General features: G+C 57.5%; 6 protein-coding genes and 2 pseudogenes. 5 read left to right on the top strand and 3 right to left on the bottom strand.

All coding sequences use genetic code 11. The annotated features are described in order from the left end of the window. Window positions 1-1706: 1706 nt before the first annotated feature. Window positions 1707-1913, bottom strand: a pseudogene (locus IVB13_RS04595) (transposase); the annotation flags it as partial. A 313-nt stretch (window positions 1914-2226) separates the two neighbouring features. Next, window positions 2227-2479 (bottom strand): annotated as a pseudogene (locus IVB13_RS04590) (transposase); the annotation flags it as partial. A 1362-nt stretch (window positions 2480-3841) separates the two neighbouring features. Between IVB13_RS04590 and IVB13_RS04585 the strand changes: the two are divergent. The 5 genes from IVB13_RS04585 to IVB13_RS04565 all read left to right on the top strand — a co-directional run bounded on the left by IVB13_RS04585 (window position 3842) and on the right by IVB13_RS04565 (window position 8844). Beyond that, window positions 3842-4054 (top strand): hypothetical protein, encoded by a 213-nt coding sequence (locus tag IVB13_RS04585; RefSeq protein WP_247482871.1) that lies wholly within the window; start codon window positions 3842-3844, stop codon window positions 4052-4054. 2098 nt (window positions 4055-6152) lie between these two features. Continuing rightward, entirely contained in the window at window positions 6153-6488 is a 336-nt protein-coding gene (locus IVB13_RS04580; protein ID WP_247487942.1) for a hypothetical protein, read from the top strand. Window positions 6489-7393: 905 nt separating this feature from the next. Then, on the top strand, window positions 7394-7615 hold the full coding sequence (locus tag IVB13_RS04575) for a hypothetical protein (protein WP_247337974.1): 222 nt from the start codon (window positions 7394-7396) through the stop codon (window positions 7613-7615). 52 nt (window positions 7616-7667) lie between these two features. Next, window positions 7668-8048, top strand: a complete 381-nt coding sequence (locus tag IVB13_RS04570; protein ID WP_247487940.1) for a hypothetical protein — start codon at window positions 7668-7670, stop codon at window positions 8046-8048. Window positions 8049-8310: 262 nt separating this feature from the next. Beyond that, entirely contained in the window at window positions 8311-8844 is a 534-nt protein-coding gene (locus IVB13_RS04565) for an NUDIX domain-containing protein (RefSeq protein ID WP_247487938.1), read from the top strand. Window positions 8845-8936: 92 nt separating this feature from the next. Here the strand turns inward: IVB13_RS04565 and IVB13_RS04560 are convergent, their stop codons facing one another. Then, the gene (locus tag IVB13_RS04560; RefSeq protein WP_247337968.1) at window positions 8937-9137 is read right to left on the bottom strand and encodes a PilZ domain-containing protein; all 201 of its coding nucleotides are present in this window, start codon (window positions 9135-9137) and stop codon (window positions 8937-8939) included. Between the last annotated feature and the right edge of the window lie 246 nt (window positions 9138-9383).

The raw sequence follows: 9383 nt of genomic DNA, 5'->3' as shown, positions 1-9383 counted from the left end.
TAAATATATTAAATATTTGACTTGTTCAATCACGAAATGGTTGAATAGGTTTGTCCTACCGGCGCCCGTGCGCGGTATTTTTAAGGCCAGCGACCATGTCCTTGGCATTTCCGCACTGGCTGATGATCGCAGGGGCCCTACTGGTGGGTGACGGCTATATTGGTGTCCTCGTCAGCGGAAAGAAAGCGAACAGGGTTGATCGACCTCCAGGCGAGCCGATCGATCTGCCGGCTTTACCGCTCCTCAACTCGCATGACCCGCAGTAGCTCGCGCGCGTTCCCCCAAGAGCGAGGTTAGCAATGGCTGTCAGAATTGAATGGGGTCCGCTTGAGGCGATAACGAACGTCCGCAACGAAGCGTGCAAGGCCAGAGACTTCATCATCCAATCCCATGATGGACACGTGCAGGGCAGATCGTCGTGCCTGACGACGCCGATCAGTTCGTCATGGGGGCATGTGAAATCCGGCTTCTCGAACTGCTAAAAGACGCCATCAAGGAACTGGAGCGGTGAAAGCGCCGAAGATCGCAGCCAAAGCGAGTACCAAATTCGATACACGTGATGGAAAGCCAGTGCCCCGCCGGTGTGAACCGGCGGGCCCTGTCCCAGCCACGCCTACAGTCTCAGATTACCTGCGGACTGCTTGCCCCGATCGCTCACGATCTCGTAGCTCACCTTTGCACCTATTGACGTCCTCTCGAGGAGAGTAAGATGAGGAAACTATTTTTCGGTGCGGCCTTACTCGCGATCGCATTCGTGGGGTGTTCAACGATTATCTCGGCCGCCCTTTCTGCAGCCCGGGATGCCAAGGCCGCAACATTCTCCGAACGCTTTGCGCCCGCGCTGAAGTCCGCCTCGAGCGGCTAAATGCACTCATAGCCGTTATGAACCTGATCTGGCGGCGCCTTGCTTACATGATACTGGCCGGCATGCGGTCTAAGCTCGTGAGAGCAACGACTAAAACGACCGGTGTGACCGGCGGGTCATTTTTCCACTTCGACAACATAAAGACCCGCCGACCGTACGACGGGCGGCGAGTTGACTGAGACGATCATGCGTGATCGCGTGGCGCTTCTCATCTACTGTCAGTTTCTCGCGTCAGTTAAATCATCACGAGAACAATAAAAATTGCGATTTCAACCAGTAACACCGCTGCTGTCATAGTGGAGACGATAAACAAGTCAGCCATGTAGCATGATCCGCCTCAGCATCGGCCAAGAAACGGCCCCTCACATCTCATGGCGTAAGCAGGGCAATCGCCAGCGTGCCTTGGAGCGAGACAGATGTTCACGCCAAACGAGGCCAGCGGGCGTTGAAGGGGACCCGTTCTGCGGCTCACCTTCGGCGAGGCCCAACACCCGCACCGCCTGCGCCTCCACCTGATCAACCGGCCAACTAGGACCAAAATCCCATCGTCTTGGTAACTCGCGGCCTGCGGTCCTCACGCCGCCGGGCCTCCTCGCGGCCTGAGCTTGGCTCGCCTCCATCGCTCCGCCGCCCTTCAACTCTATGCCGTGCGATCTCGGCACCGAAGGCGTCAATCACGATTACAACCGTGCCCGCATCACGGTGGCAATCGGGATCGCTGGCGATATCCCGAGCGACACGGGCGCCGTATTGGATAGCTATCTCAGCAGAGCGAAGCAGCTCCCCCACGTCGTCCGCGTGTGTCTCGCCGTTGTGGAGAATCGGGAAGTAGTAACGCATACCGGGCGTTGACCAGAATAACCTCAAATCCACGCTGCTCCAGGGCTTCATAGGCTGGGATCCAATAGACCCCGGTGGATTCCATCGCGACACTGGTCACGCCGCATGCGCTAAACCAATCCGCCAGATCATGGAGATCTTGTGTAAATGTGCCGAACGCGCGCACGGGAATGTCAGTGCAGTCCGGGTTCACCGCAGCCATGTGCATCTTTGATCCGATGTCGATGGCGGCCGCGCTGACGTTGACTGGCTTCAATTCCGGCCGGTCACCGGTCGTCCTCTGGGGCATCGCAAATCCTCCATTCACTCATGAGCGGAAGGGTCTGGGTTATGCCAATCGTCATCTTCCTATTCGGGATCGCAGCCGAAGCGGCGTCACCACTCTCAAGTCCGCATGCACCCATGGACCACGTCTTTTAACGGGGGACAGTGATAAGCTGACGGCCGCTACCCTCCCAGCCGCAGAGGATAACACAGTGCTGTTTCTAACCCGCACAGGCGCGCAATGGCCCTGGACAGTTTTTTAGGATGTCGCGCTCTGCCTTCAGCTTGTTGACCTCGCGCCGCAGCCGCTCGACTCAAGCTGCTCAGGCTTCATCTGCCCGTGCCCAGGGAATGCCTGCACTGGGTCAGAGCCGAACTCCTTCACCCATTGCGCAGCACGTTCTCATGAACGCCCAGGTCGCGGCCTCCCTGCGCCACCGAGACCCCGCGTTCCCTGACAAGCTTGACCGCCTCGACCTTGAACTCTCGACTGAACTTCCGTCTCTGCATCACCTACCTCCGGCTTCATGAAACACCCAATCTCGGTGTCCATCAAACCGGCAGCAGCTCACAGAGATGGCGCCCTGGCAGAGGCCGAAGCTGAACGTCGATGCCGAAGATGTGGAAACTCCCAAATGTCTGGTCTGAAGAGGACCAATGATCAAGGCCGCCTCTAAGGCGGGGCGTCACCAACCTATGGCATGCTGCACATCACGAAGCACAGCTCCGGTGCTTCGTGTATAGCGGCCATCGTTCCAGCGATGATCCGCTGCATATGCCGCAATGGCAGCAAAGATGATTACAAATCCAACCTTGCCCATATCAAACTGCGCTCGCCCGCGCTCCAAAATGAACTTCGGGACCAACTTGCTGCGCCAAAATGTAGTCTGACGAAAAACGTCGCTGTGCGCGGAAGTTGATTTCTCACGGAAAAGCCGCAGCGTGGTTCCAGCCCCACTGCGGCATTCCCGGGAAACTTGAAATTGGTTGGTCTTTAAATCGCGCCGGTGTTCTCACAGTAGAACACCCCGTTCCGAAAATGGACTCCGGACAACTACCGGATTCCGGTTTTGTACGCATTGTCGATATAGGGCGAACGTGGCATCGCTTGGTTTCCAGCCCCCAATGCTCCCGGCAGCCGATCCAATTGCGGATTAGAGCGCCGGGAGTGCTAGGGCCGCCAGCGTGACCGGCAGCCCTTAACCCCGCAGTTGGAGGCCAAAGCTTCCCGCCACACGCTTCACTGATGCAACGTATCTATGCAACGCACTTGCAATCTGGACCGCGCCGGCGCCTTCGCGCGACAGCGCGAGCAGAAGTTGCATCTCTGCATCGGTCCATTCTTTGGGTTTGTCGTTTCTCTTCATCCGCGCAATGCTTTAATCAGACTGGTTTCGAAAAGGAAGAAAGCCCGCCAGGTGCGTTAGCTAGCGGGCTTCCAGCCGGAAGTCGCAGCGAGTTCACCATTGAGACCGACGAATATGAACGGAACAAGGTTTACACTTTGTTAGCGGCGGCTGCGTAGCGTGTTGCTTGGGACGGGGGCCGTGGGGGACATACGCGGCCTTGTGCTCGGGGTGAGAGCCCGCCAGCTAGCCAGCCCCGGCGGCGCTCTCCCTCAGCATAGATGGTTCGGATTCATTACTGATTTGAATTGTGATTTAGATCATATTTCCCTTGCCCAATAGCCCGGTATGATGCGTCCACCGGGGCTGGCTCCATATTTCACTTAGATCTTTTTCACCCGGCTTTTTTTGACAATGAGGCCGCAGCGGGCCTCCTGCTGCGGCCTTCGTTTACGGTGCTTAGCTCTAGGATCAACCCGGCTGGCGCCATTTCATACCAGTGCTGATTGCCCTTGGAGAACGGATTGTGCCCAAAGCAAATTGCCTGATCGTTCGTGCTGCCGGAAGACAACTGGACCTTTTACGCGGCGAAGCCTCCCGCATCGCGAAAGGCAATAACATCGATTGGTGGATTGATCGCGCGGAGGTCGGAGCTCGTTTCTGCTTCGAGGATGCAAAGGCAAAAGAGTCATTCGCTCTCGCGTGTGACAACTTCGGTATTTCCTGCCAAGACGGCTAGCCCGCAGTCCATGCTGTAAGCCGATCGCAGTCGGAAACCATCATAGAAGTCAGCGCTAATTCGGCCCCGTACCTGGAGGTCCGCACCTTCGATCCAAAGCACGGGAGCCGAGCGCGTCGGCGCCGCCGCCGACAGCGGGCTTATGAAGCACGCAACTGTGAAGGGAGCAACAGAGTTGGCGTAGTTCGATCAGCGGTCGAGCAGCCATTGCCCCGGCGGGGCCTGCTTTTCTCGATGCTGGAGGTATGCGGTCCTAGCTAGTTCGCCAATGACATGCGGACGCCTACCAGCTAATGAGAAGGCCGCCCTCTAAGGCGGCCTCTCGCTTCCGCTCTCAGCCTGGTGGCACGGCTTTCCCGACGTCTGCGCTGCGCGCCTAGCCTTCGGGCCAATCGTACATCTGGACGCCGTGAACTACGCTGGGGACGGTGCTACGAGGCGACGGTGGAGGAAAGAAGAGCGCGCGACGAGCGGCACCCGCCAGGAAAATGGATGGGTCCAATCCGGACACTCTGTAGCTGAGCGACGGCTGCTAGGGCAGCTTCGTAGCTAATCACCGTAGCAATTTGCGCGCAGCTTCACTGAAGCGCCAAGAAGCGTTGCCTTCACAGCATCTTGTGACCCATGGTGAGGAGGAGTGGATATCTGCCGACCTCAACCGCCTCAGGGAGGTCCTCGAAAGGAGTTGGAAAAAAGGCGCGCACGCAGTCGCTGGAAACCGCGTGCTTGCGAATTATCGGTCAGGCAGCGCAAGTGTTCGGCGTTCCATGTTTTGTCATCGGCAAACATGGCTTGGCTGTACTCTGCGAACTAGTAATGGCGTGCATAAGGCGCGGTAATCGGCGCGCCTTGTCGCTGCCGTCCAGATAGCTGGTGATGCTGCTGTGAGCTCGGATCGGACCTTCGATCCAACCGATCCCGCTTCAAACGGCTGCCCTTCATTCTGGGCGGAGGTCTGAACCGGCCCACCTTTCAGATCTGCCTCCTGCAGCTGGGTAATCTGCTGATGACATTATGCCCTAACCATCATCTGCGGAGACCCATAGATCCGTGTAGCCGGGTGCATGCGGTCCAAGTTCGTCCGGCAACAAAGACCGCGGGTCCCAACCAAACGCCGGGAGAACCAGTGGGCCGGCGGCCGCCAAAGGTCTCGCCCTACTCCGCAGGAGAGCTGACGCCCTGCGCGATGAGCGGCGGCAACCGGCACGTTCCGGGTGTCCGCTCAATCCCGATACCGGCAGAACTCGTCACCGTTTTCATACTCGATGCAGGTCTTAACGCGAGGAAAACGTCGCATTTCGTTATAATGTCGGCCTTCGCTGCGACCCGACGACCCATATCTAGAGCCGCTCTCCATATCATCCTCCTCACGATGCCAGTTTCGGCCCGTGGTTCGGTGATCCTCATCTTGGTCCATGATACGGCCCATCTGCCGATGCATCTGACGCATCCGGTCCATATCCATAGGGTCCTCGCCTCGCTGCTGGCGAGTGGTCCAATCGCGATTAATCCGCGTGTCCTCAGCCCTCTGGCGGTCTGAGTCGCGTGCCTGATCCGATTGCTGCGGTGTACGCTCTGGCTGGACTGGAGCATTTTGCCTTTGGATTTGCTCCGGCTGCTGCGGCATTGCCTCCGGCCGCGCTTGGGGAGAGGCTTGGTTAGCATCTGGCGTTGTTTGCTGAGCAGAAGCACTGAGCGGCATGAAACTAGACAGTAGAAATAGGACGGCAGTCACATCTGATCGACGCATGAGCTCACCTCGCGAGTTTGCTCTCTAACAGCGTGAGGCGCTGTTTGTTCTGTGAAGCCAGCGGCTTTTTAAAAACGTCACGACCAATGACCCTGATTGTGAGGCTCCTCGAAGGAATTGCCATCGCGATCGCGCTGGGAGAGGCGCGCTCGACACAATAGTTCACAGAACAGCTGCGCCAATCGGGACCGCTTAGTCTTGCGCTCTTGTTCGCGATGTCGCTTCCCGGAAGATCGTGCCATCCAGCTGCATTTCTCTCCAGATGGCAACACCCAGCGAGGGAAGTTGGTCGAGACAGAGCATGGAGGTCCAAGTGAGGAACGGACGCCAGCCGGAAAATTCCGTCAAATGAACAGCATTGGAGCTCGAAACGAAAACCAATCGCAGCAAGCGCGCGCCGAATCGCTGCTGGCTCGGCAAAAGATCAAAAAATTAGTTTTGATGCATAATCATGATGACTCCAACGTAAAAACAAAAAATAGGGTGGAGAAAACACGGGAGGCTGGAATGAAAACCGCACAGCGCTTGCGCGCGATGGCCGCGCTTTGTCGACAAAGTGCCGCGCTTCGTCCTGATAGAAGTTGGAGACTGCTCGCGGAGGCAGAATACTGGGAGCATTTGGCGGCGACTGCGCTCTCAAGGGATGTTGAAGACTGCTCCACCTCTCGTCGGGATGCCGCTTAGCCTTTCGTCATTTCTGTATCAAATTGCGGGGCGGGGTAATGAGTATCTTTTGGAGCCAGTGGGGGACTGCGCGTATGAATGAGCGGCCGATGTGTCCGGTATGCAAACACCGGATGGCATTGGCGCGCATCTCTCCGGCCAAAGCCGGATTCGAGAAGCGCACTTTCGAATGCTCGACCTGCGAACGTACCGAAGTGGCATCCTTCGCTGTGGATCCAATGAAGACAGACGCGGTCGGCTGGCTGGCTGGTGAGCTGAATCCGCCTCGGTAAAAGCCCGGTTGCAGCTTCGCGGGCTGCGGGCCTGGCGGAGTTGCGATCGCGCAGCGCGAAGTTTGTGCTATCGTGAGTACGAGACTTTGTTGGGGCCAGGGTGGCGTTTGCGGATTAAAGAAGTATCGAGAGCGGTGCGATAGATTTCCGCGTTGCTTTGATCTCGAACCCGAATTGCAGAGTTGTGGGACATCAGTTCTGGCCGGACCAGCGTGAGCTCTGCCGCAAGACGTTCTGCTTGGTCCGCCGCTCCTTGTCATCTTCTAGGATCATTCCGCCCTGATGCTGGCACGTCGCATGACAAGCTCAAACTCTTAATACGGCATGAAAGCCTCTGAACCCGCAAGGCCAAGCCCAGTGCAACTGCGCTTCACATCAGGCGAACTATCGTATGTGAATGCGACTCCGGTTTATGGAACGGACGGACCGCCGCTCCACCGTGGTCATTCGGGCGAGCCTGTGGCGGGCTGATGCTGTTCGCCGAATTCCGGGAAACTGCGCATAGCTAGCGGGCCATCTGCGTCCCAACATACCGAAGCATTTGTTTCGACGCGCGAAGGCAGGACGGTTGACCAGCTAGGAACTTCGGAGGTTCAACAACATTCAGTCATTAAGCAAGAAGGAGGGACCCGCATGGCGATCCAGATTGTGATGGACCGTGCCGGCGACAGCCGTCACTTTTTCGACGAGAACGATGCACGAGAACTGGCCAAGGCGGAGCAGCGCTTCCGTAAGCTGACGAACGTCGGCTTCACGGCCGCGGTCCGGACCGGTTCAGGTCAGGTGTCGCAGATCCGATCGTTCGACCCCACAGCGGAGGAAACTGTCTTCTTCCCCAGGCTGGTCGGCGGGTAATCGCCAAGCCATGTGGCGCTTTAAACCGTCCCGGCCGGGCGAAGGCTCGCGGATGAGGGCCGCAAAGGCACTGTTCATTAGACACGGCGCCGAAAGGACTCCGGAAGGACGTGCGCTGCTACTCTTGCGGCGCTGGCTCTCGCCGGCCCAGCGGGGACAATTCGCAACAAAAGGCTATTTCGAAGTCGTCGGAGGCGACACGGGCAAGCGCTACAGGATCTATGCGGGGGCCGCGGCGAATGTCTGCGAGATGGGCGAAAACGGTCGCCCAAACATCGGCCTATGTTTCCTGCCGGCGGGCGATCTGCCGATCGGAGACGTCATGCTCGCCCAGAAGATCGCGCTCGAAGCGAGCGAGGGCAGCGCGCTCGCAGTGGCCCGAAAGTTCACCCCCAGCAATTTTTTCTTCAGCCGCTGCCGCCCCTTTCGCTAAGCTATGAAAGCGCCTGCGAGCCTGCATTGCGCTCCCGCCAAGGCGCCGTTCCGTCGCCCAGCAGCTCCCCTGAGATCGTCCTAAGTTTCCGATTTCGATGGACTTAAGCGCCAGCAGTCTTCGCGGTGATCAAGCCTGCGGAAACGAAATCGCTCCTTTGTCCGACTCGCATTCTAAAATAAACCTTCGGTAGGCGCGGGCTTTTTCGTTTTAATCAGCTTCTGTCATGCTGCGGCGTTCAATTTCAGGAGAGACGTCCGTAGTGAGCGAAGGCAGATCGCTGAAGGTTCTTGCGCTCGCGCGTCGGTTATCAGAACATCCGCCGGCCGGTCGATCTCGAGCTGAGGCAGAAATGGGTAACCGTAGTGCGCCGCCAGTTCGGAAGACCGCTTCCGCGATCATCATCGACCCTGATGGTTGTTTCCTGCTTCAGCAGCGCGACGACGTTCCCGACATCTTATATCCAGGCATGGTAGGTCTTTTTGGTGGGCATTGCGAAGGGAACGAGACTTTCCTGGAATGCGTAGTCCGGGAGGTACATGAAGAAATCGGTTACTTCATTCCGCCAGAGCGGTTCGAGCATTTGCTAGAAAGACTGGATAGTGATCCCAATGTTGAGGGAGGCATAATCCAGCGCCAAGTCTTCGTTGCTCGCGACATTCCGTCGCAGAATCTGGTGATCACCGAAGGATCTCTTCTGATCGTCAGGCCGGATGATCTGAGCGGAATAGAACCGAATCTCGCGCCATCCACGCGACTGGCCCTAACAGCACTCGGAAGTTTAGTCTCTGAGTGACTGATTTCTCCCAAATGGCAAAGGTTCTGAGTTTCGCCAAGCGCTATCATTGGCGCCGGGAGCTTTGCGGCGCGGGTTTGTGGCGCTCTGCTTTAAAGGGCCAGCTCGAACGCGATGCCGATCTGCATGTCTTTGCGCCAGATGATCCGAGCTGGATGCCGCTGACCGTCCAGCGTCAAAACCAGCGTGAAAAAATCCGGAATGGCGAATGGGCTGGTCACGTTGAGAGACGCCCCAGCTTCGGAGACATTGCGGACGATGCACGGTACTGCATTGCCCCCGAATTCGATCATTCCGGGCTTTAGAACCTTCTCTCGTGACGCAGTCCGTTGGTTCTCCATAGGCTACAGTTTGCTCATTAGAGCTGAATCTTCCGGAAACAGAATAGCTCGAACTGTAATAGTTTACGGCGCGAGCCGGTGCGGACCGGCTCAGCTACGGGATGCTAGTCGATTCCGAAGAGCGCTATCTGAGCTGCTGCCGGTTTGATGGACACCGAGATTGGGTGTTTTATCGAGCCAGAGGTGGGTCATGCAGAG

Source organism: Bradyrhizobium sp. 17, from assembly GCF_023073515.1.
GTDB classification, from domain to species: domain Bacteria; phylum Pseudomonadota; class Alphaproteobacteria; order Rhizobiales; family Xanthobacteraceae; genus Bradyrhizobium; species Bradyrhizobium canariense_D.
Note: the sequence above shows the minus strand (reverse complement) of the source record. Positions and strands in the feature narration are given on the sequence as shown.